We start from the raw sequence: 22,605 nt of genomic DNA, 5'->3' as shown, positions 1-22,605 counted from the left end.
GTCCGGCCACGGACGGGTGATCCTTCCGCAGAGGCACAGGACGACCCGCGTCCCGCCACTAGACTGCAGCACAACATACGCGTCAGGCCCACAGCGTCGTGCGTCTTCCACGCGGCTCAGCGACACCGAATGCGGCCGTCGGGACGGCCGTCCGCATTGGACTTGTGAGGACTCACGTGAGCTCGAAACCCGTCGTACTCATCGCCGAAGAGCTGTCGCCCGCGACCGTGGACGCGCTCGGCCCCGACTTCGAGATCCGCCACTGCAACGGCGCGGACCGGGCCGAACTGCTCCCCGCCATCGCCGACGTGGACGCGATCCTGGTCCGCTCCGCGACCAAGGTCGACGCGGAGGCCGTCGCCGCCGCCAAGAAGCTCAAGGTCGTCGCCCGCGCCGGCGTCGGCCTGGACAACGTGGACGTCTCCGCCGCCACCAAGGCCGGCGTGATGGTGGTCAACGCCCCGACCTCCAACATCGTCACCGCCGCCGAGCTGGCCTGCGGCCTCCTGATCGCCACCGCCCGCAACATCCCGCAGGCCAACGCCGCGCTGAAGAACGGCGAGTGGAAGCGCAGCAAGTACACCGGCGTCGAGCTGGCCGAGAAGACCCTCGGCGTCGTCGGCCTCGGCCGCATCGGCGCCCTGGTCGCGCAGCGCATGTCGGCCTTCGGCATGAAGGTCGTCGCCTACGACCCCTACGTCCAGCCCGCGCGGGCCGCGCAGATGGGCGTCAAGGTGCTGTCCCTGGACGAGCTGCTCGAGGTCTCCGACTTCATCACGGTGCACCTGCCCAAGACCCCCGAGACCCTCGGCCTGATCGGCGACGAGGCGCTGCGCAAGGTCAAGCCGAGCGTCCGCATCGTCAACGCCGCGCGCGGCGGCATCGTCGACGAGGAGGCGCTGTACTCGGCGCTCAAGGAGGGCCGCGTGGCCGGCGCGGGCCTCGACGTGTACGCCAAGGAGCCCTGCACCGACTCGCCGCTGTTCGAGTTCGACCAGGTGGTCTGCACCCCGCACCTGGGCGCCTCCACCGACGAGGCGCAGGAGAAGGCCGGCATCGCCGTCGCCAAGTCGGTGCGCCTCGCCCTCGCCGGCGAGCTGGTCCCGGACGCGGTCAACGTCCAGGGCGGTGTCATCGCCGAGGACGTCAAGCCCGGTCTGCCGCTCGCCGAGCGCCTCGGCCGCATCTTCACCGCCCTCGCCGGCGAGGTCGCCGTCCGCCTCGACGTCGAGGTCTACGGCGAGATCACCCAGCACGACGTGAAGGTGCTGGAACTCTCCGCCCTCAAGGGCGTCTTCGAGGACGTCGTCGACGAGACCGTCTCCTACGTCAACGCCCCGCTGTTCGCCCAGGAGCGCGGCGTGGAGGTCCGGCTGACCACCAGCTCGGAGTCCCCGGAGCACCGCAACGTGGTGATCGTGCGCGGCACCCTCGCCGACGGCGAGGAGGTGTCGGTCTCCGGCACGCTGGCCGGCCCGAAGCACCTGCAGAAGATCGTCGCCGTCGGTGAGTACGACGTGGACCTCGCCCTCGCCGACCACATGGTCGTCCTGCGCTACGAGGACCGTCCCGGCGTCGTCGGCACCGTCGGCCGCATCATCGGCGAGGCCGGCATCAACATCGCCGGCATGCAGGTCGCCCGGGCGACGGTCGGCGGCGAGGCGCTCGCCGTGCTGACCGTCGACGACACGGTGCCCGCCGGGGTGCTGGCGGAGGTCTCGGCGGAGATCGGGGCGACGTCCGCCCGGTCGGTGAACCTGGTCTGAGCGACCGCGTCCTCAAACGCCGGACGGGCTGAGTGAGTCAGCCTGTTCGGCGTTTGCCGTGACCGTCTCCTCGCGCACCCGGATCCCGCGCAGTGCTCGCGCCGCCGGGACGGCCGCCACCAGCAGCAGCACCGCGCCCGCCACGGCCGCGCCCTGCATACCGTGGGTGAAGGCCTCCCGCGCCGCCGTCGCCAGTACCTCTCCCGCGGTCCCGGGAAGGTCACGCGCGACGCTCAGCGCACCGCCCAGAGTCTCCCGGGCCGCGTCCGGTGCCGCCGCCGGCATCTCGCGGTGGTACACGGCCGTGCCGACCGAGCCGAGGACGGCCAGGCTCAGGGCGCCGCCGAACTCGGTGCCGGTCTCCATCAGGGAGGACGCCGCCCCTGCCTTCTCGACCGGTGCGGCGCTGAGCGCCAGGTCGGCGAGCTGGGACATCACCGCAACGATGCCGCTCGCCATGACCGCGCACGCACCCAGCAGCAGCCACAGGGAATCGGTGCCGGAGAGGGCCAGCAGACCGTATCCGGCCGCCGCGACCACGAATCCGCCCGCGACGACGTAGGCCCGTTCCACGCCCCGCTGCACCAGCCGCATCGCGAGGGGCGCGGCGAGACCGATCGGCACCGACGGCAGCAGGGCCCACAGGGCGGCCTCCAGCGCGCTCTTGTCCAGCACCGACTGGAGGTACTGGGTGGTGTAGTAGGAAGAGCCCATCAGCCCGAAGGCCGACACCAGGTTGAGGACGACGGCCGGGGTGAAGCCGCGCGTGCGGAACAACCGCGGTGAGATCAGCGGAGACCCGGCAGTGCGCTGGCGGTGCACGAACAGTGCCGCGAAGAGCAGGCCGACGGTCACCGACAGCACGTACTCCACGTGCCAGCCTTCGGTCGGGATCTCCTTCAGGCCGTAGATCACGGGCAGGATCGCGGCCATCGACAGCGGCACGCTCAGCAGGTCGAAGCGGCCGGCGCGGGGGCTGCGCGACTCCGGCAGCAGCACCGGGCCCAGTACCAGGAGCAGCACCATCGCGGGCAGGTTGACCAGGAAGACCGAGCCCCACCAGAAATACTCGACCAGCACGCCGCTCATCACCGAGCCGAGCGCGATGCCCGCGGTCATCACCCCGGACCACAGCCCGACCGCCTTCGCCCGCTGCGAGGGGTCGGAGAACATCGTGCGGATCAGCGCCATCGTCGAGGGCATCAGGGTCGCGCCGCCGATGCCGAGGACGGCACGGGCGGCGATGAGGGTCTCGGCGCTGTGCGCGTATGCGGCCACCACAGAGGCCGCCCCGAAGGCCGCCGCGCCGATCAGCAGCAGCCTGCGCCGCCCGATGCGGTCGCCCAGCGACCCCATGGTCATCAGCAGGCCCGCCAGGACGAAGCCGTAGATGTCGAAGATCCACAGCTGCTGCGTGCCGCTCGGTTCCAGATCGGCGCTGATCGAGGGGATCGCGAAGTACAGGACGGAGACGTCCATCGAGACCAGCAGGAGCGGGAGCATCAGGACGGCCAGCGCCGTCCACTCACGGCGCCCGGCGCGGGGCGGGTTCGTTGTCATGGCGGCGACTGTACGCACGTCTTATACGACTGTCTAGGACGTGTGTGTAATACGTCTGTATGGAACGGCGGTAAGGTGACGCCATGGGACATCGCGAGGATCTGCTCGAAGGCGCCAAGCGCTGCCTGCTCGAGAAAGGGTTCGCGCGCACGACCGCGCGCGACATCGTCAAGGAGTCGGGGACCAACCTGGCGTCCATCGGCTACCACTACGGCTCCAAGGACGTCTTGCTCGCCCAGGCGTACATCGAGCTGATCGAGGGGATGGGGGGCGCCTTCGAGGGGGAGGGCCCCGCTCTGGGCGACACCGAACCGGGCTCGGTCGAACGGTTCCGGCAGGTGTGGTCCAACATCATCGGCACCATGCGGGAGCCCGGCTCCGTCTGGCGCCTCAGCATGGAGGTGCTGGTCATGGGCGAGCGGATGCCCGAGCTGCGCGACCACCTCGGCCGCGCCCAGCGCGAGGCCGGACGCGGCATCGTCCCCCTGCTCATGGGCGGCAGGGAGGAGGACGTCACGGACGAGACGACGGACACCCTGGGCGCGTTCTACGTCACCCTGATGACCGGCCTCATCGCCCAGTGGACCTTCGACCCGAAGAGCGCACCCGACGCCGACGTGCTGACCGAGGGCCTGCGCAGGGTGATCGAGGCCGCTACAGGCGCTGCGCCTTGAGCGCCATGTGCAGCAGCAGCCGGTCCTCGCCGTCGTCGAGGTCCAGGCCGGTGAGCTGTTCGACACGGGACAGGCGGTAGTACAGCGTCTGGCGGTGGACGCCCAGCTCGGCGGCGGTCCGGCCGGCCTGGCCCGCGCAGTCCAGGTACACCTCGGCGGTGCGGGCGAGTTCGCGGTGGGCGGGGGCCAGCAGCGCGCGCACCGCGGGATCGTCACAGGAGTGCGGGGGCAGCGAGGTCAGCAGGCGGAACGCCCCGATCGACGTCCACTGCGCGACCGGTCCGAACCGCGACTCCGCGCGCGCCGCCCGGGCGGCCGCCGAGGCCTCCTCCCAGGCCGTGCCCAGGTCCGCGAGACCCGTGCGGGGCGCGGACACACCGGCCGCGGCGCCGGGGTGCCCGCCCGCGCCGGCCGGGGTCCCCGCCCGCTCCAGGAGTCGCCCCGCCGCCGTCGTCGCCGGGGTCGGCACATGCGCCGAGCGCAGCCTGACCAGGAGCGCCAGTGACACGGCCGAGGCCCCCCACGGCACCGTGCACAGGGCCGTCGCCCCCGGCACCGTACGCACCGAGGGCGCGTCGTCCGGGTCGGCCGAGGGCCAGGGCGCCACACAGACCACCGCGTGCGGGGTGTCCGCCCGGGAGCCCAGCGCGCTGCGCAGTTCCGCCACCGCCATGTCCCGCTGCCACTCCCGCTCGGCGGTCAGCACCGCCCGCAGCTCCCGGCTCAGGTCCGCGCCGTGCTGCGCCTCGTCGGCGAGCAGCGCGCCGATCCGCGCCGTGACCTCCATGGCCGCCGCCAGCTGCCGCTCGGACGGCTCCGGATCGGTGTCCAGGAGCCACACGTAACCGAGGACCACACCCCGATGGCGTACCGGCAGACAGGTGCGCCCCCGGTACACCCCGGCCTCGGGGGTGGGCGGGATGCGGACCGGCCCGGTCGCACGGGTGATGCCGAAGCTCTCGAACCACGCGCGGACCGCGGCCGTGGAGCGCCGGGTGAGGATCGAGCGGGTGCGCACCGGGTCCAGGACGGACGGGTCCAGGTCGCCCTCGCTGTCGTACGCGCCGAAGACGATCAGCTCGAAGTCGCGGTTCTCCAGGGTCGCCGGCGCGCCCAGCAGCTCGGAGAGCTCGTCGACCAGCTCCTGGTAGTCACCACGGGCACCACCGGAACCTGTGGGACCTCGGGAATCGGACGCCATCCGGACATTCTGCCGCATGAGCGGGCGCCCTTCATACATATGTCTGAGATCCGGCGCACGGATGCGTGACAGCTGTCGATGGCCGACGATCGGGAGCATCCTTAGATTTCACGGTGGTTCTCCGTGCCGTTCCCCGTTCCCGGGGCCGCGGCCCCTGTGTTGGTTGGTAAGTGGAGGTGCCCCGTGCTGGGTCCCGTGATTCTCGCCGCGTCGCGCAGCGACCGGATGCGTCGTCTCGTCTCGGCAGCGCCCGTGACGAAGCCGGTCGTCGACCGGTTCATCCCCGGCGAGACGGTCGACCAGATCGTGCCGATCATCCGGGAGCTCACCGATCAGGGCCTGGAACTGACGATGGACGTCGTCGGCGAGGACATCACCACCCCCGCGCAGGCCGAGGCCGCCCGCGACGCGTACCTGGAGCTGATCGACCGGCTCAAGCCGCTCGACCTCGGCACCCGCGCCGAGATGTCCGTGAAGCTCTCGATGTTCGGCCAAGCGCTGGAGGGCGGCCACGAGCTGGCCCTCAAGAACGTCCGCCCGGTCGTCGAGGCCGCCGCCGAGATCGGCACCACGGTCACGCTCGACGCCGAGGACCACACCACCCTCGACTCGATGTTCGCCATCCACGAGGAGCTGCGGAAGGACTTCCCGCAGACCGGCTGTGTGATCCAGGCCTACCTCTTCCGCACCGAGGCCGACGCGCGCCGCCTCGCCGACAGCGGCTCTCGCGTACGGTTGGTGAAGGGCGCCTACAAGGAGCCCGCAGAGGTCGCGTACCAGCAGCGCCACGAGATCGACAAGGCGTACGTCCGCATCCTGCGCACGCTGATGGAGGGCGAGGGCTACCCGATGATCGGGTCGCACGACCCGCGCCTGATCGCCATCGGCCAGGAGCTGGCCCGCACCGCCGGGCGCAAGCTCGACGAGTACGAGTTCCAGATGCTGTACGGCATCCGCGGCGACGAGCACCTCCGGCTCGCCGCCGAGGGCCACCGCATGCGCGTGTACACCGCCTACGGCACCGACTGGTACGGCTACTTCATGCGCCGTCTGGCGGAGAAGCCGGCCAACCTCCGGTTCTTCGCCCGCTCGATGGTCAGCAAGGGCTGAGCCCACCCGCTCGCAAGACCGCTCAGTTAAAGGAGTTACGGAACCCATGGACGCTGTGACCCAGGTCCCCACCCCCGTCAACGAGCCGGTGCACGGCTACGCCCCCGGCTCGCCCGAGCGCGCCCGTCTGGAGGTCAAGCTCAAGGAGCTGGCCGACAACCCGGTCGACCTGCCCTGCACCATCGGCGGTGTCAAGCGGATGGGCGGCGGTGAGCGCTTCGACGTCGTGCAGCCGCACAACCACAAGTCCCGCCTGGGCACGTACGCGAACGCCACCCAGCAGGACGCCCAGGACGCGATCGACGCCGCCCTGGCCGCCGCCCCCGCCTGGCGCGCGATGTCCTTCGACGACCGCGCCGCGATCATCCTGCGCGCCGCCGAGCTGCTGTCGGGTCCGTGGCGCGAGACCATCGCCGCCTCCACCATGCTCGGCCAGTCCAAGACCGCCCAGCAGGCCGAGATCGACAGCCCGTGCGAGCTGATCGACTTCTGGCGCTTCAACGTCCACTACGCCCGCAACATCCTGGCCGAGCAGCCCCCGGCCAACTCCCCGGGTGTGTGGAACCGCATGGACCACCGCCCGCTGGAGGGCTTCGTCTACGCGATCACGCCCTTCAACTTCAGCGCGATCGCGGCCAATCTGCCCACCGCCCCCGCCCTGATGGGCAACGTGGTGGTCTGGAAGCCGTCCCCGACGCAGACCCACGCCGCCGTGCTGCTCATGCAGCTCCTGGAGGAGGCCGGGCTGCCCAAGGGCGTCATCAACCTGGTCACCGGCGACGGCATCGCGGTCTCCGAGGTCGCCCTGGAGCACCGGGACCTGGCCGGCATCCACTTCACCGGCTCGACCAAGACCTTCCAGCACCTGTGGAAGACGGTCGGCAACAACATCGAGAAGTACCGCACCTACCCGCGCCTGGTCGGCGAGACCGGCGGCAAGGACTTCCTGGTCGCCCACCCGTCGGCCGACCGCGCCGTGCTGAAGACCGCCCTGACCCGCGGTGCCTTCGAGTACCAGGGCCAGAAGTGCAGCGCCACCTCCCGCGCCTACATCCCGGCGTCCATCTGGAACGACGGGTTCAAGGAGGAGTTCGCCGCCGAGGTCGACTACCTCACCATGGGTGACGTCACCGACCTGTCGAACTTCCTCGGCGCCGTCATCGACGAGCGCTCCTTCGCCAAGAACAAGGCCGCCATCGACCGTGCCAAGGCGGACGACACCTGCACGATCGTCGCGGGCGGCTCCTACGACGACTCGGTCGGCTACTTCGTGCGCCCGACCGTCGTGGAGTGCACCGACCCGGAGAACGAGGTCTTCCGCACCGAGTACTTCGGCCCGTTCCTCGCGGTTCACGTGTACGACGACAGCAAGGCCGACGCGTACGACGAGATGCTGACCCAGATGGAGTCGGTGTCGGACTACGCGCTCACCGGCTCCGTCATCTCCAACGACCGCGCGGCGGCGGCGTACACGATGGAGAAGCTGCGCTACGCGGCCGGCAACTTCTACATCAACGACAAGTCGACCGGTGCCGTCGTCGGCCAGCAGCCCTTCGGCGGCGGCCGTGCCTCCGGCACCAACGACAAGGCGGGCGCTCCGCAGAACCTGATGCGCTGGACGCTGACCCGCGCCATCAAGGAGACGCTGGTCGCGCCGACCGACTACACCTACCCGCACATGGGCTGACACCCGCGCGCGAAACGCCCGGCGGGCCAGGTCGACCGACCTGGCCCGCCGGGCGTTTTCGCAGGCCGGGGCGGTGTGAGCGAAGGTGCCGTCTCAGATAGTAGGAAGTCCGAGTAATTGTGGAGACAGACGCGGCCCGCTCCCTTAGCTTTGTAGGAGCCGAACGTACCGCTCGATCGAGCGAATGGCGGTCGTGAGCCCGTGCCCCGTGCAGGCAACCCCTGCGGCACCGTGCTTCCCGCCCCTTCCGGCGTCTCTCACCACCCTCGTTTCCCGTGCTCCCCTTGTGCCGAAGGAGTCGATTCCCATGGCCGAGACGACCGCCCGCCGCCGAGTCCGTCACCTCTCCCGTACGAGCGACTCCGACCGCAAGAACGCCGCGGCCGCCCTCCAGCGCGCCCTCGACCGCCGGGACAACGGCGGTTCCACCGGGCACTGAGGCCGACGGGCGGCGTCCGCATGCCGGACGCCGCGTGTCATCCCGTGGGACGAGAGGTAGGGTGCCGCTCATGTCGGCAAGTTCTCGCAGCCTCAATCTCGCAGTGATCCCCGGTGACGGCATCGGCCAGGAGGTCGTGGCCGAAGGTCTCAAGGTCCTCTCCGCCGTCCTTCCGCAGGATGTGAAGCTGGAGACCAAGGAGTTCGACTTCGGCGCCCGGCGCTACCGCGCCACCGGTGAGACCCTCACCGACGCCGACCTCGACGCCCTCAAGGCGCACGACGCCATCCTGCTCGGCGCGATCGGCGACCCGTCGGTGCCGTCCGGAGTGCTGGAGCGCGGCTTCCTGCTCAAGCTCCGCTTCGCCTTCGACCACCACGTCAACCTGCGGCCGAGCAAGCTCCTGCCCGGCGTCGCCACCCCGCTCGCCGGACAGCCCGAGATCGACTTCGTCGTCGTCCGGGAGGGCACCGAGGGCCCGTACACGGGCAACGGCGGCACCATCCGCAAGGGCACCGAGCACGAGGTCGCCACCGAGGTCTCCGTCAACACGGCCTACGGCGTCGAGCGCGTCGTCCGCGACGCCTTCGCCCGGGCCCAGGCCCGCCCCCGCAAGAAGCTCACGCTGGTCCACAAGAACAACGTGCTGACCTTCGCGGGCCACCTGTGGACCAACGTCTTCGACAAGGTCGCCGCGGAGTTCCCCGAGGTCACCACCGACTACATCCACGTCGACGCCGCGACCATCTACCTGGTCACCGACCCGGCCCGCTTCGACGTGATCGTCACCGACAACCTGTTCGGCGACATCATCACCGACCTCGCCGCGGCCGTCTCCGGCGGCATCGGCGTCGCCGCCAGCGGGAATATCAACCCGTCCGGCGACTTCCCCTCGATGTTCGAGCCGGTGCACGGCTCCGCGCCCGACATCGCAGGCCAGGGCAAGGCCGACCCCACCGCCACGGTCCTGTCCGTCGCCCTGCTGCTGCGCCACCTCGGCTACGAGGACGAGGCCGTCCGGATCGAGGAAGCCGTCTCCGCCGACCTCGGCGAGCGCGGCGGCCTGCCCGCCCGGAGCACCTCCGAGATCGGTGACGCGCTCGCCGGACGAGTAGCCGGCTGACCCCGGCACACTCGAAATCCAACCCTTTCGAAGCCGCCGGGTCCGAGAAACAAGGCACCCGGCGGCTTTCTCCTGCGTCCGCCAGGTGCGACCATCGACTCCTGGGCCGCATTCACCCCGTTTCACCCGTCGCGGACCGCGCGCGATAATCGAACGCGAAGCCGCGATATGAGGGAATGCTCGGACGTCCTAGCACCGGCCACCGGCCGTACGGGCGTGACCGCGGACCGTCACAACCAATACCGGTGAAGGACAGCCACCCATGACGACGCCCACGATCGAGCTCAAGCCCTCCGCCACCCCGCTCTCGGACTCCGAGCGCGCGGCGATCCTGGCCAACCCCGGGTTCGGCCGCCACTTCACCGACCACATGGTGACGATCAAGTGGACGGAGGGCCGCGGCTGGCACGACGGCCAGCTCGTTCCGTACGCCCCGCTCTCCCTCGACCCGGCCACCATGGTGCTGCACTACGCGCAGGAGATCTTCGAGGGTCTGAAGGCCTACCGGCGGCCCGACGGCTCCGTGGCCACCTTCCGTCCGGAGAAGAACGGCGCCCGTTTCCAGGCCTCGTCCCGCCGTCTCGGCATGCCCGAGCTTCCGGTCGACACCTTCATCGAGGCCTGCGACGCCCTGGTCCGGCAGGACGAGAAGTGGGTCCCGGTGCACGGCGGTGAGGAGTCGCTCTACCTGCGCCCCTTCATGATCGCCACCGAGGTCGGCCTGGGCGTCAAGCCGGCCAACGAGTACCTCTTCCTCGTCATCGCCTCCCCGGCCGGCGCCTACTTCCCGGGCGGCGTCAAGCCGGTCTCCATCTGGGTCTCCGAGGACCGGGTCCGCGCCGTCCCCGGCGGCATGGGCGACGCCAAGACCGGCGGCAACTACGCGGCCTCCCTGCTCGCCCAGGCCGAGGCCGCCGCCAAGGGCTGCGACCAGGTCTGCTACCTCGACGCGATCGAGCGCAAGTGGGTCGAGGAACTGGGCGGCATGAACCTGTACTTCGTCTACGGGAACAAGATCGTCACCCCCACCCTCACCGGTTCCATCCTGGAGGGCGTCACCCGTGACTCCCTGCTCACCGTCGCCCGTGACCTCGGCTACGAGGCCGAGGAGGGCCGCGTCTCGGTCGACCAGTGGCAGCGCGACTCGGAGAACGGCACCCTGACCGAGGTGTTCGCCTGCGGGACCGCGGCCGTGATCACGCCGGTCGGCACGGTCAAGCGGACGGGCGCCCAGTGGCAGCAGAGCGGGGGCGAGACGGGCGAGGTGACGCAGCGGCTGCGGGACGCACTGCTGGACATCCAGCGCGGCACGGCCGAGGACACGCACGGGTGGATGCACACCCTGGCCTGACGTACCCAGGGCGGGGGCGGGCCGCGCCGGGGGCCACGCCCCCGGCCTCCGGCCCCGGGCCCGCTCCGGCATCCCCGGCCTAGGCTCGCCCGCCGCCCGACTCGGCCGGACCGGCGGCGGGCGCGGCCACCGGGGCCCCGGGTGCCGCGGGCACGACGGCGCCCGGCGCGGCGATCACGTAGACCACCCCGCCCACCAGCCCCGACAGCAGGAAGCTGCAGTCCACCCCGCCGGTGAGGGACAGCAGCGGGCCCTCGTACGAGGGCAGGGAGACCGCCAGCACGCCGACCGCCGCGCCCACCGCCCAGGCGGCCGTCGCCGGGAGGTTCCAGCCGGACCGGTACCAGTAGATCCCGCCCCGCGCCCGGCGGTTGAAGACCTGGAGGGCGTCCGCGTCGTAGATCCCGCGGCAGCGCACCGAGCCGATCATCGTGATGACCGCCCACGGGGTGCCGATCGCCGTCAGCAGCAGCACGAAGGACGTCATCGCCGACTGCGCCTCCCAGGCGTAGTGCCCCGCGAAGACGCAGGCCGTGGCGACGACGGCGACCGCACAGGTGGCGCGGGCGCGGGAGGCGCGCGGCAGGATGGCGTCCAGGTCCAGGCCCATCGAGTACAGCATCAGGCCGGCGTTGCCGACCGAGCCGGCCGTGGCGGCCAGCAGCAGCGGGACCAGGTACCAGGTGGGGGAGGCGCCGACCAGCGGGCCCGCGTAGTCCAGCGCGGCGCGGGCGGCGTACGCCGTGAAGGTGCCGAAGAGCTGCGGGACCAGCAGGCCGAGGACCAGCCCGAGCCAGGTCGCGTGCAGCACCCGGCGGGAGGTGAAGCGGGCCGGTGAGATGTAGCGGGTGTAGTCGCCGAGCAGGGTGATGAAGGCGATCGGCCCGGACAGTCCGGCGGCCACGACGGCCAGCAGCCACGTCGGCCAGAACCCGTCCAGCAGATACCCGCCCGCCTCCGGCAGCGCGGCGGTGGTGAAGTCGGGGGCGTAGGCGATCACGCCGAGGACCAGCAGCGCGGTCATGCCGTAGGCCAGCACCCGGGACATGGCGAGCAGCACCCGGTAGCCGTAGACCGCGCCCGCGACGGTCGCGGCGGCCAGCAGGCCGTAGACGACGGCGTAGGTCGTGCCGCCCTGCGGGAGGCCGACGAGGCGCCCGAGGACGCCCGCCATCACGTCCCCGCCGATCCACACGGTCAGCGCGGTGTAGCCGAGGGCCAGCAGCAGGCCGACCACCGAGCCGACCAGCCGTCCGCGCACGCCGAACTGGGCACCCGAGGACGTCGACAGGTTGGTGCCGGTGCGCAGGGAGATCAGGGCCAGCGGGGCGGTGAACAGCGTGCCGACGACCGTTCCCGCGACCACCGCGCTCACCGACGCCCACCAGCCGAGGCCGAAGGACGGCGGCAGCCAGCCGAAGACGATCACGCCCAGGCAGAGGTTGGACCCCAGCAGGATCGACACCAGGTCCCGGGGCCCGCTGGTGCGTTCCTCCTCGGGGATGGTGTCGACTCCGCGCTGTTCTATCGGCATGGCTGGTCTCCTTCGACGGCCGCCTGAGAATTAGAGCGACGTTCAATGTGACGGTTGTCCCGGCTGCTCGTCAACGGTTCCCTTGCTTGTATTCCGTGTTTAGTGTGAGGTTCACGCTTAGAGTGGTGCTCTAATCTCGGGAAGGCAAGGAGGTGCCGCGTCGTGAGACTGACCCCCACGGAACGTGACCGGCTGCTGCTCTTCGGGGCGGCCGAGCTGGCCCGGGCCCGCCGGGCCCGCGGGCTGAGGCTGAACGTGCCGGAGGCGACCGCGCTGATCGCGGACACCGTGTGCGAGGCGGCCCGCGACGGAGCGCGGCTCGCCGAGGCCGTCGAGCGCGCCCGGTCCGTGCTCGGCCCGGACGACGTCCTGCCCGGCGTCGCCGACGTGGTCACCGAGGTGCACGTGGAGGCCGTCTTCGACGACGGCTCGCGGCTGGCCGTCGTCTCCGACCCCGTCGGGGGCGGCGGCCTCGGCGCCGACGCCCCCGGTGTCCTGCTGCCGGGCGAGGACCACGCCGAACCCGAGGCGGCCCTGCGGCTCCCGGTCGTCAACACCGCGACCGTGCCCGTCTCCGTGACCTCGCACTTCCACTTCTTCGAGGCCAACCCGCGGCTGGACTTCGACCGCGAGCGGGCCTACGGCATGCGTCTCGCCGTCCCGGCCGGGTCCTCGGTCCGCTTCGGCCCCGGCGAACACGTCGAGGTGGGGCTCCTGCCGATCGGCGGTGCGCGCGTCGCCATCGGGTTCGCGGGGCTGGTGGACGGACCGCTGGACGCGCCGGGCGCGAAACAGGAGGCACTGCGCCGGGCCGCCGCCTGCGGATACCTCGGAGTCACCTCAGAGGAGGGACCGCGATGAGCCGCCCCGGAGGGCACCCCGCCGAGGCCCGCCGCCTCACCCCGTACGAATACGCCGCCACCCACGGCCCCCGCGCCGGAGACCGGCTCCGCCTCGGCGACTCGGGGCTGGTGATCCGCGTCGAGTCCGACGCGCAGCGCCACGGCGACGAGTTCCTCGCCGGGTTCGGCAAGACCGCCCGCGACGGGCTGCACCTCAAGGCCGCCGCCGTCCGCGAGACCTGCGACGTCGTCATCAGCAACGTCGTCGTCATCGACGCGGCCCAGGGCATCCGCAAGGTGTCGATCGGCATCCGCGAGGGGCGTATCCACGCCATAGGCCGGGCCGGGAACCCCGACACCCTCGACGGTGTCGACGTCGTGGTCGGCACGGGCACCTCGATCGTGTCCGGCGAGGGGCTCATCGCCACCGCCGGAGCCGTGGACACCCACGTCCACCTGCTCTCCCCGCGCATCATGGAGGCGTCGCTGGCCTCCGGCGTGACGACGGTCATCGGGCAGGAGTTCGGCCCGGTCTGGGGCGTCGGCGTCAACTCCCCCTGGGCGCTGAAGCACGCCTTCGGTGCCTTCGACGCCTGGCCGGTCAACATCGGCTTCCTGGGCCGGGGCTCCTCGTCCCACGAGGCCCCGCTGATCGAGGCGCTGGCCGAGGGCGGGGCATCCGGGTTCAAGGTGCACGAGGACATGGGCGCCCACACCCGCGCCCTGGACACCGCGCTGCGCGTCGCCGAGGAGCACGACGTCCAGGTCGCCCTGCACAGCGACGGCCTGAACGAGTGCCTCTCCGTGGAGGACACCCTCCGCGTCCTGGAGGGCCGCACCATCCACGCCTTCCACATCGAGGGCTGCGGCGGGGGACACGTCCCCAACGTGCTGAAGATGGCCGGCGTCCCCAACGTCATCGGCTCCTCCACCAACCCCACGCTGCCCTTCGGCCGGGACGCGGTCGCCGAGCACTACGGCATGATCGTCTCCGTCCACGACCTCAAGACCGACCTGCCGGGCGACGCCGCCATGGCCCGCGACCGCATCCGCGCCGGGACCATGGGTGCCGAGGACGTGCTGCACGACCTGGGCGCCATCGGCATCACCTCCTCCGACGCGCAGGGCATGGGCCGCGCCGGGGAGACCGTCCGCCGCACCTTCGCCATGGCCGGCAAGATGAAGGCCCAGTTCGGCGCGGACGGGGACGACGACAACGACCGCGTCCTGCGCTACATGGCGAAGCTGACCATCAACCCCGCCATCGCCCACGGTCTCGCCCACGAGGTCGGCTCCATCGAGGTCGGCAAGCTCGCCGACATCGTGCTGTGGCGCCCGGACCACTTCGGCGCCAAGCCGCAGCTCGTCCTCAAGTCGGGCTTCCCGGCGTACGGCGTGGTCGGCGACCCGAACGCGGCCACCGACACCTGCGAACCCCTCGTCCTCGGCCCCCAGTTCGGCGCGCACGGTGCCACGCCCGCCGAGATATCGGTGGCCTTCGTCGCACAGGCCGCCCTCGACCAGGGCGGCGACACCATGCCGACCCGACGCCGCCGGGTCGCCGTGCGCGGCACCCGCGGCATCGGCCCGGCCGACCTGCGGCTGAACTCCCGTACCGGCGCGGTCGACGTCGACCAGCGGACCGGCCTGGTCACCCTCGACGGCGACCCGCTGCGCTCCGACCCCGCCGAGTCGGTCTCCCTCAACCGCCTCTACTTCCTCTGACCCCCCTGGGACGCCTCCATGACCTTCCGCATGCCCCCCGAGTGGGCCCCGCACGAACGCACCTGGATGGCCTGGCCCGGCCCCAACGCGACGTTCACCGACGACGAGGAGCTGGCCGGGGCCCGTGCGGCCTGGGCATCCGTCGCCCGCGCGGTGCGCCGCTTCGAGCCGGTGACGATGGTGCACGGGCCCGGCCAGGGCGACAGCGCGCGCGAGCTGCTCGGCCCGGACGTCGAGCTGGTGGAGCGCGAGCTGGACGACGCCTGGATGCGGGACATCGGTCCGACCTTCGTGACGGACGGGCGGGGCGGGCTCGCCGCCGTGGACTGGGTGTTCAACGGCTGGGGCGCCCAGGACTGGGCCCGCTGGGAGCACGACTCCAAGATCGCCCGCCATGTCGCCGACCTCGCCACCGCCTCCGTACTGAGCAGCACGCTCGTCAACGAGGGCGGCGCGATCCACGTCGACGGCGAGGGCACGGTCCTGCTGACCGACACCGTCCAGCTCGGCTCCGGCCGCAACCCCGGCTGGACCCGCGAGCAGGTCGAGACGGAGATCCACGCCAAGCTCGGCACCACCAAGGCGATCTGGCTCCCGCACGGCCTCAGCGGCGACTACGGCAGGTACGGCACCCAGGGCCACGTCGACATCGTCGCGGCGTTCGCGCGGCCGGGCACCGTCGTCGTGCACAGCCAGCGCGACCCGCGCCACCCCGACCACGCCCGCTCCCGGACGTACCTGGAGATCCTGCGCGGCGAGACCGACGCCAGGGGCCGCCGCCTGGAGGTCGTCGAGGTGCCCGCCCCGACGGTCCTCAAGGACGAGGAGGGCGACTGGGTCGACTACTCGTACATCAACCACTACCTGTGCAACAACGGCGTCGTGCTGTGCGCCTTCGGCGACCCGAACGACGAACTCGCGGCGGGCATCTTCCGCCGCCTCCACCCGGGCCGCACGGTGACCCTGGTGGACGCGCGTACGATCTTCGCGGGTGGCGGGGGCATCCACTGCATCACGCAGCAGCAGCCGAGGACGTAGGAGCAGCAGATGGCCGGTGGTGGGCGCAGGCAGGCCCCGCCGCGGGAGGACGTGCTGGCCGCCGCCATGGAGATGATCGCCGAGCGCGGCCTGGAGAAGCTCACCATGGCGGCGCTCGGCCGCGAGGTCGGCATGAGCAGCGGCCACCTCCTGTACTACTTCGGCTCCAAGGACGAGCTGCTGCTGCGCACCCTGGAGTGGAGCGAGGGCCGCCTCGGCGCCGAACGCGGCCGGCTGCTCACCCGGCCCGGCACCGCCGCGGCACGCCTCGGCGCCTATGTCGAGCTGTACGTCCCCGACGGTCACCGCGACCCGCACTGGACGCTGTGGCTGGAGGTCTGGAACCGGTCGCAGAACGCCCCGGACGAGGCCCGCGACCGGCAGGCGGCCATCGAGGGCGCCTGGCACCGCGACCTGGTCGCCCTGCTGGCCGAGGGCATCTCCCGCGGCGAGTTCCGTCCCGTCGACCCCGACCGCTTCGCGTCCCGGCTGCGGGCCCTCCTCGACGGCTTCGCCATCCACGTGGCGATCGGCCTGCGCGGCACGGACCGCGAGCAGGTGCTCGGCCACGTACGGGAGTTCCTCGCCGACGGGCTCCTCGCACCGTCCTGATCCGGACGCCCGTCGCCCGCATCCTGAGACGGGCTGTGGACGGCGGGAGGGATGTGCCAGACTTCCCGCGTGCTCTCGTTCGCCATGATTATTGGCAGCAGGCGCGCCGGTCCGCAGTGACCACCACGTACGACCAGGTACGGGTGGACACCGTCGTCCTCGACCCGCGCGCAGACCTCTCGCACCCGCGAGGGGTTTTTCGTTTTCCTGGACCCACCCCGAGCCGGGAAGAGAGCGCGAGGGATCATAGACGGACGGTGGAACCGGTCATTCCGGTAGACCGAGATCCCCAACAGGAGCCTTCAGATCATGACCGCACCCAGCGAACTCGACGATTCGTTCCACGTCTTCGACACCACCCTGCGCGACGGCGCGCAGCGCGAGGGCATCAACCTCACGGTCGCGGACAAGCTGGCCATCGCACGGCACCTGGACGACTTCGGTGTGGGCTTCATCGAGGGCGGCTGGCCCGGCGCCAACCCGCGGGACACCGAGTTCTTCGCCCGCGCCCGGCAGGAGATCGACTTCCGCCACGCCCAGCTGGTCGCCTTCGGCTCCACCCGCCGCGCCGGCGCGACCGCCGCCGAGGACCACCAGGTCAAGGCGCTGCTCGACTCCGGCGCCGAGGTGATCACCCTGGTCGCCAAGTCGCACGACCGGCACGTCGAGCTGGCGCTGCGCACCACGCTGGACGAGAACCTCGCGATGGTCGCCGACACGGTCTCCCACCTCAAGGCGCAGGGCCGCCGGGTCTTCGTCGACTGCGAGCACTTCTTCGACGGCTACCGCGCCAACCCCGAGTACGCGAAGTCCGTCGTGCGCACCGCCTCGGAGGCCGGCGCCGACGTCGTCATCCTGTGCGACACCAACGGCGGCATGCTCCCGGCGCAGGTGCAGGCCGTGGTCGCCACGGTGCTCGCCGACACCGGTGCCCGGCTCGGCATCCACGCCCAGGACGACACCGGCTGCGCGGTCGCCAACACCCTCGCCGCCGTGGACGCGGGCGCGACCCACGTCCAGTGCACGGCCAACGGGTACGGCGAGCGGGTGGGCAACGCCAACCTGTTCCCGGTCGTGGCCGCGCTGGAGCTGAAGTACGGCATGCGGGTCCTGCCCGAGGGCCGGCTGCGGGAGATGACCCGCATCTCGCACGCCGTCGCCGAGGTCGTCAACCTCACCCCCTCCACCCACCAGCCCTACGTCGGCGTCTCCGCCTTCGCCCACAAGGCCGGCCTGCACGCCTCCGCGATCAAGGTCGACCCGGACCTCTACCAGCACATCGACCCGGAACTGGTCGGCAACACCATGCGGATGCTGGTCTCCGACATGGCCGGCCGGGCCTCCATCGAGCTGAAGGGCAAGGAACTCGGCATCGACCTCGGCGGCGACCGGGAACTGGTCGGCCGGGTCGTGGAGCGGGTCAAGGAGCGCGAGCTGGCGGGCTACAGCTACGAGGCCGCCGACGCCAGCTTCGAGCTGCTGCTGCGCGCCGAGGCCGAGGGCAGGCCGCTGAAGTACTTCGAGGTCGAGTCCTGGCGCGCGATCACCGAGGACCGCCCCGACGGCAGCCACGCCAACGAGGCCACGGTCAAGCTCTGGGCCAAGGGCGAGCGCATCGTCGCCACCGCCGAGGGCAACGGCCCGGTCAACGCCCTGGACCGGTCCCTGCGCGTCGCCCTGGAGAAGATCTACCCGGAGCTGGCCAAGCTCGACCTGGTCGACTACAAGGTCCGCATCCTGGAGGGCGTGCACGGCACCCAGTCCACGACCAGGGTCCTCATCTCCACGTCGGACGGCACGGGGGAGTGGGCCACGGTGGGCGTCGCGGAGAACGTCATCGCCGCCTCGTGGCAGGCCCTGGAGGACGCCTACACGTACGGGCTGCTGCGGGCGGGGGTCACTCCGGCCGAGTGAGCGGCCGCGGCCCGGTCGATATCTCTGCGCTTTATGTCTGATCGATGCCCATTCGGGTACGCCACACGTATGAAGGACGTCCGACCGCAAGTCCTCATACGCCTCCTGATCGCGCCGGTCGTCGCCGCGCTCGCGCTGCTGATGACCGGTGCGCCGGGCGCCCAGGCGCAGACCGACGTCTCCGAGATCGGCGCGGCCCTGCGCGAGAGTCCCGTGTACGTCGACCCGGCCGCCTCCGACCTGCTGTCGCGGTCGGACGCGGACGCGCTCGCCGACAAGATCGAGGACGCGGGCGAACCCGTCTTCGTCGCGGTCCTCCCGGAGGGCTACCCGACCGGGAACCTCTTCCAGAACCTCCGCACCGAGACCGGCATCACCGGTCTGTACGGCGTCCGCCTGGGCGACCGCTTCGACGCCCGCGCCGACAGCAGCGTGCTGAGCCGCCAGGGCGTGCAGAACCTGGTCACCGCCGTGCAGGGCGCGGGCGATCCCAAGGCCCAGCTCAACGACTTCGTCGACGACGCGCTGCGCAGCGTGCGCGGCTCCGCCCCCTCGTCCTGGGACTCCGGCGGTGCCTCCGCGCCCACCGGCGCCCTGATCACCGCCGGTGCGGTGGTGGTCGTCGGCGGCGCGGGCGTCTACGCGCTCACCCGGCGCAACCGGCACCGCCGCGAGGCGGAGCAGCGGGAGGCACTGGAGCGGCTGCGGGTGGTGGTCGACGAGGACATCACGGCGTTCGGCGAAGAGCTGGACCGCCTGGACTTCCACCCGGCGGAACCGGGTGCCGACGACGCGATGCGGGCGGACTACGAACGTGCCCTGGACGCCTACGAGCAGGCGAAGACGTACATGGCGAACGCCCGCAGACCCGAGGACGTGCGGGCCGTCACCCAGGCGGTGGAGGACGGCCGCTTCTCGCTCACCCAACTCGCCGCCCGGCGCGAGGGCAGGCCGCTGCCCGAACGCCGGCCACCCTGCTTCTTCGACCCGCGCCACGGCCCGTCGGTCGCCGACGCCACCTGGACGCCGCCGGGCGGAGTCACCCGTGAGGTCCCGGTCTGCGCGGCCGACCGGGCCCGGCTGGCCGACGGGCGGGACCCGATGATCCGCGAGGTGGACACCGAGTACGGCCGCCGCCCCTACTGGGACGCGGGCCCGGCCTACGGCCCCTGGGCGGGCGGCTACTTCGGCGGCGGCATCCTGCCCGGCCTGCTGGTCGGCACCATGCTGGGCGGCATGATGGCGGGCCCCGCCTACGGAGCGGGCTACGGCACCGGGTACGGCGACTTCGGCGGCTACGAGGGCGGTGACGTCTCGGGCGGCGACTTCGACCCCGGCGACTTCGGCGGCGGCTTCGGCGGCGGTGACTTCGGCGGTGGAGGCGGTTTCGGCGGGGGCGGCGGCGACTTCGGCGGCGGCTTCTGAGGCGCTCGCGCTCGCGGCGGGCGTGCTCGCGTCGGGCGTCAACGCCTGACCTCAGTCGGCCGCGCGGCAGCAGCAGGCCGGACCCCGGAGCGCGCGTGCCACCGCCGCGTCCGGCCCGCTCCGCCCCGGTGCCGGACGACGACCACGGCGGCGAGGCCGACCGCGAGGCCGGCGGCGGTCTGGGGGCCGAAGGGCTCGCCGAACATCAGGGCGCCCCACACGGCCGTGACCGGCGCCATGAGGAACATGAGGGTGTTGACCTCGGTGATGCCGGAGCGGCGCAGGATCAGCCAGTACAGCCCGTAGCCGCCGAAGGTGGGCAGCACCACCAGCCAGGCGGTCGCCAGCCAGAACGAGGAGTCGGCGGGCGGCGCCGCGGCCCCGGTACCGGCCGCCAGGGCCGAGAAGAGGACCGCGCTGGTCGCGCAGTGGATCGTCAGCGACACCCGGGGCGGCACCGGCGCGCGTGAGCGGCCCTCCAGGAAGGTGGCCGCCACCAGCGACAGCATGCCGAGGAAGGGCACGAAGTACGCCCACCAGGGCACGTCCGCCCCCGCCGCCCCGGCATCGGCCACGGTGACCGTGGCGACGCCGGCCAGGCCCAGCCAGAGTCCCAGCCACTGCCGGCGCGAGACGTACTGCCGCAGCAGCGGCCCGGCGAGCGCGCCGGCCACGAGGGGCTGGACGCCGTCGATCAGGGCGGTGGTGCCACTGGAGACGCCGAGCTGGATGGCGTAGTAGACGCTGAGCAGGTAGCCGCTCTGCGACAGCGCCCCGACGGCGATCTGACGGCCGGCGGCCCGGGGCGTCAGGCCGCGCCACGCCGACCGGGAGAAGGCCGCGGCGGCCACCAGGAGCACGGCGAGCGGCAGGAAGCGCCACATCAGCAGCGTGCTCGCGTCGGCGGTCCCCGCGCCCAGCTTGGCGCCGATGAAGCCGGAGCTCCAGCAGAGCACGAAGGAGACCGAGAGCAAGGCGTTCATGTCGACCACATCCAGAGTCCGTAGTCCGTAAGTCGAAGTAGACAGATCGGTTTACTCGTGCGGAGTACCCACTATACAGACCGGTATACTTGCTGGCATGGGTCCAGAAGAGACACCGCACCGCGTCCGGATGACGCCCGGCGCCCGGCGGGTGCTGGAGGCCGCAGAGCGGCTGTTCTACGAGCACGGCATCCACGCCGTGGGCGTCGACCTCGTCGCCGCCGAGGCGGGGGTGACCAAGAAGACGCTGTACGACCGGTTCGGCTCCAAGGAGCAGATCGTCGTGGAGTACCTGGCCGGACGGGACGAGCGCTGGCGCGCGCTGCTCGCGGACCGGCTCGACGCGGTCGCGGAGCAGGGGCCGGCCGCCCGGATCCTCGAGGTGTTCGAGGCCTCGCGCGTATGGGCGGAGGACCACGGGCGCAGGGGGTGCAGCATGATCAACGCGCACGCGGAGATCAGCGACCCGGCCCACCCGGCCTACCCGGTCATCACGGGGCAGAAGCGGTGGATGCTCGGCCTGTTCACCCGGCTCGCCGGGGAGCTGGACCCGGCCGGTGCGCAGCGCCTCGGGGGCGCGCTGATGCTGCTGCACGAGGGCGCCCTGGTCTCGTACGGGCTGGGCGTCCTGCCCGACCCCTTCGGCCAGGCTCTGGACCGGGCGCGGGAGCTGCTGGGCGGGTGAGACGGGCGGCGGTCACCAGGGGTGCGCCGCTGCGGTGAGCCCGCGTCCCCGAACTCCGCGCTCCTCGTCACCGGCATGCGGAAACGGCGCGGTCGCCATGGCCCACCGGGCGCCGTGCGGACCGAGGCGGACGGTGACCTCGTCCCGGCGGACCGCTCGATAGCCTCGCGCAGCGCCGTCTTGCGCGAATGGGCCGGCCCGGACGCCGTATCCGGGTCCGGGCCGCTGCCGAGATCGAGTTCGCCGCCGAGGGGTGCGGAGCGTCAGGCCTGCCGGATCGCCGAGATGTCGAAGTTCAGCTTGATCTTGTCGGAGACCAGCACGCCGCCCGTCTCCAGGGCCGCGTTCCAGGTGAGGCCCCACTCCGAGCGCTTGATCTCCGCCTTGCCCTCGAAGCCGACGCGCTCGTTGCCGAACGGGTCCTTGGCCGCGCCGTAGTACTCCAGGTCGATGGTGAGCGGCCTGGTCGTGCCGAGGATCGACAGGTCACCGGTGATGCGGTAGTCGTCGCCGCCCAGGGACTCCGCCTTGGTGGAGCGGAAGGTCATCGTCGGGTGTTCGCCCGTGTTGAAGAAGTCCGCGCTCCTGAGGTGCCCGTCGCGGTCGGGGGAGCCCGTGTCGATGCTGTCCATGGTGATGTCCAGGGACGCGGTGGAGCGGGACGGGTCGGCGCCGTCCAGGTGCAGCGTGCCGGTGAAGTCCAGGAACTTGCCCTTGACGTTCGTGACCATGGCGTGGCGGGCCGTGAAGCCGATCGTCGTGTGGGCGGGGTCGACGGTGTAGTCGCCGGTGAGCGTGGAGAGGTCGGCGGTCGCGGTCATGGTGTCCTCCGGAGAAGGTATTGATGTTGAATGTTCAACCAGTTCAACGAGCACGACTCTAGGGCTATTCCGTCAAACCATCAACCACTTCGCTCGAACGTGTCGCGGTGCCGTT

At 71.7% G+C, this 22,605-nt stretch carries 19 protein-coding genes; 14 read left to right on the top strand and 5 right to left on the bottom strand.

Annotated elements, in window-relative coordinates; genetic code table 11:
• The first annotated feature begins 176 nt into the window (after nucleotides 1-176).
• Nucleotides 177-1,766 (top strand): phosphoglycerate dehydrogenase, encoded by a 1,590-nt coding sequence (gene serA / locus EV562_RS27415; RefSeq protein WP_133889530.1) that lies wholly within the window; start codon nucleotides 177-179, stop codon nucleotides 1,764-1,766.
• Between the two features lie 12 nt (nucleotides 1,767-1,778).
• On the opposite strand, the gene EV562_RS27410 is transcribed toward serA, so the two are convergent.
• Nucleotides 1,779-3,326: an MFS transporter gene (locus EV562_RS27410; protein WP_208298433.1), complete on the bottom strand. Its 1,548-nt coding sequence runs from the start codon at nucleotides 3,324-3,326 to the stop codon at nucleotides 1,779-1,781.
• Nucleotides 3,327-3,409: 83 nt separating this feature from the next.
• Between EV562_RS27410 and EV562_RS27405 the strand changes: the two genes are divergently transcribed.
• Nucleotides 3,410-4,000: a TetR/AcrR family transcriptional regulator gene (locus EV562_RS27405; RefSeq protein ID WP_133889528.1), complete on the top strand. Its 591-nt coding sequence runs from the start codon at nucleotides 3,410-3,412 to the stop codon at nucleotides 3,998-4,000.
• Here the strand turns inward: EV562_RS27405 and EV562_RS27400 are convergent.
• The gene (locus EV562_RS27400; RefSeq protein WP_243860186.1) at nucleotides 3,981-5,201 is read right to left on the bottom strand and encodes a helix-turn-helix domain-containing protein; all 1,221 of its coding nucleotides are present in this window, start codon (nucleotides 5,199-5,201) and stop codon (nucleotides 3,981-3,983) included. The two genes, EV562_RS27405 and EV562_RS27400, sit on opposite strands and share 20 nt — an antisense overlap.
• Nucleotides 5,202-5,384: 183 nt before the next feature.
• Here EV562_RS27400 and EV562_RS27395 point away from each other — a divergent pair, with 183 nt between their 5' ends.
• The 5 genes from EV562_RS27395 (at nucleotide 5,385) to EV562_RS27375 (ending at nucleotide 10,911) form a co-directional block, all read left to right on the top strand.
• On the top strand, nucleotides 5,385-6,311 hold the full coding sequence (locus EV562_RS27395) for a proline dehydrogenase family protein (RefSeq protein WP_133889526.1): 927 nt from the start codon (nucleotides 5,385-5,387) through the stop codon (nucleotides 6,309-6,311).
• 46 nt (nucleotides 6,312-6,357) lie between these two features.
• On the top strand, nucleotides 6,358-7,998 hold the full coding sequence (gene pruA, locus EV562_RS27390; protein ID WP_133889525.1) for an L-glutamate gamma-semialdehyde dehydrogenase: 1,641 nt from the start codon (nucleotides 6,358-6,360) through the stop codon (nucleotides 7,996-7,998).
• A 307-nt stretch (nucleotides 7,999-8,305) separates the two neighbouring features.
• Nucleotides 8,306-8,437 carry a hypothetical protein gene (locus EV562_RS35910; RefSeq protein WP_133889524.1) on the top strand — a complete coding sequence of 44 codons (132 nt, stop codon included), beginning with the start codon at nucleotides 8,306-8,308 and terminating at the stop codon, nucleotides 8,435-8,437.
• A 70-nt stretch (nucleotides 8,438-8,507) separates the two neighbouring features.
• Nucleotides 8,508-9,560, top strand: a complete 1,053-nt coding sequence (locus tag EV562_RS27380) for a 3-isopropylmalate dehydrogenase (RefSeq protein ID WP_133889523.1) — start codon at nucleotides 8,508-8,510, stop codon at nucleotides 9,558-9,560.
• Nucleotides 9,561-9,822: 262 nt separating this feature from the next.
• Nucleotides 9,823-10,911, top strand: a complete 1,089-nt coding sequence (locus tag EV562_RS27375; protein WP_133889522.1) for a branched-chain amino acid aminotransferase — start codon at nucleotides 9,823-9,825, stop codon at nucleotides 10,909-10,911.
• Between the two features lie 79 nt (nucleotides 10,912-10,990).
• Here the strand turns inward: EV562_RS27375 and EV562_RS27370 are convergent, their stop codons facing one another.
• On the bottom strand, nucleotides 10,991-12,445 hold the full coding sequence (locus EV562_RS27370) for a cytosine permease (protein WP_133889521.1): 1,455 nt from the start codon (nucleotides 12,443-12,445) through the stop codon (nucleotides 10,991-10,993).
• Nucleotides 12,446-12,607: 162 nt separating this feature from the next.
• Here EV562_RS27370 and ureA point away from each other — a divergent pair, with 162 nt between their 5' ends.
• The 6 genes from ureA (at nucleotide 12,608) to EV562_RS27340 (ending at nucleotide 20,001) form a co-directional block, all read left to right on the top strand.
• A complete protein-coding gene (gene ureA, locus EV562_RS27365) occupies nucleotides 12,608-13,306 on the top strand; it encodes an urease subunit gamma (RefSeq protein WP_133889520.1) in 699 nt (232 codons plus the stop codon).
• Nucleotides 13,303-15,012 carry an urease subunit alpha gene (locus EV562_RS27360; RefSeq protein WP_133889519.1) on the top strand — a complete coding sequence of 570 codons (1,710 nt, stop codon included), beginning with the start codon at nucleotides 13,303-13,305 and terminating at the stop codon, nucleotides 15,010-15,012. The genes ureA and EV562_RS27360 overlap by 4 nt, the downstream gene beginning before the upstream one ends.
• Before the next feature lie 18 nt (nucleotides 15,013-15,030).
• Nucleotides 15,031-16,050 (top strand): agmatine deiminase family protein, encoded by a 1,020-nt coding sequence (locus EV562_RS27355; RefSeq protein WP_133889518.1) that lies wholly within the window; start codon nucleotides 15,031-15,033, stop codon nucleotides 16,048-16,050.
• A 9-nt stretch (nucleotides 16,051-16,059) separates the two neighbouring features.
• Complete coding sequence (locus tag EV562_RS27350) at nucleotides 16,060-16,662, top strand: TetR/AcrR family transcriptional regulator (protein WP_133889517.1); 603 nt, start codon at nucleotides 16,060-16,062, stop codon at nucleotides 16,660-16,662.
• 309 nt (nucleotides 16,663-16,971) lie between these two features.
• The gene (gene cimA, locus EV562_RS27345; RefSeq protein WP_133889516.1) at nucleotides 16,972-18,576 is read left to right on the top strand and encodes a citramalate synthase; all 1,605 of its coding nucleotides are present in this window, start codon (nucleotides 16,972-16,974) and stop codon (nucleotides 18,574-18,576) included.
• A 69-nt stretch (nucleotides 18,577-18,645) separates the two neighbouring features.
• Nucleotides 18,646-20,001: a hypothetical protein gene (locus EV562_RS27340; RefSeq protein ID WP_133889515.1), complete on the top strand. Its 1,356-nt coding sequence runs from the start codon at nucleotides 18,646-18,648 to the stop codon at nucleotides 19,999-20,001.
• A 38-nt stretch (nucleotides 20,002-20,039) separates the two neighbouring features.
• Here the strand turns inward: EV562_RS27340 and EV562_RS27335 are convergent, their stop codons facing one another.
• Nucleotides 20,040-20,984, bottom strand: a complete 945-nt coding sequence (locus EV562_RS27335) for a DMT family transporter (protein WP_243860185.1) — start codon at nucleotides 20,982-20,984, stop codon at nucleotides 20,040-20,042.
• A 97-nt stretch (nucleotides 20,985-21,081) separates the two neighbouring features.
• On the opposite strand from EV562_RS27335, the gene EV562_RS27330 reads away from it, so the two are divergent.
• A complete protein-coding gene (locus EV562_RS27330) occupies nucleotides 21,082-21,669 on the top strand; it encodes a TetR/AcrR family transcriptional regulator (protein WP_133889514.1) in 588 nt (195 codons plus the stop codon).
• A gap of 263 nt (nucleotides 21,670-21,932) precedes the next feature.
• On the opposite strand, the gene EV562_RS27325 is transcribed toward EV562_RS27330, so the two are convergent.
• Entirely contained in the window at nucleotides 21,933-22,490 is a 558-nt protein-coding gene (locus EV562_RS27325; protein ID WP_133889513.1) for a YceI family protein, read from the bottom strand.
• Nucleotides 22,491-22,605 lie beyond the last annotated feature (115 nt).

The organism is Streptomyces sp. BK208 (assembly GCF_004364245.1).
In the GTDB taxonomy this organism is placed as follows: domain Bacteria; phylum Actinomycetota; class Actinomycetes; order Streptomycetales; family Streptomycetaceae; genus Streptomyces.
The sequence above is the reverse complement of the archived record's forward strand: the minus strand, read 5'-3'. Positions and strand labels throughout refer to the sequence as shown.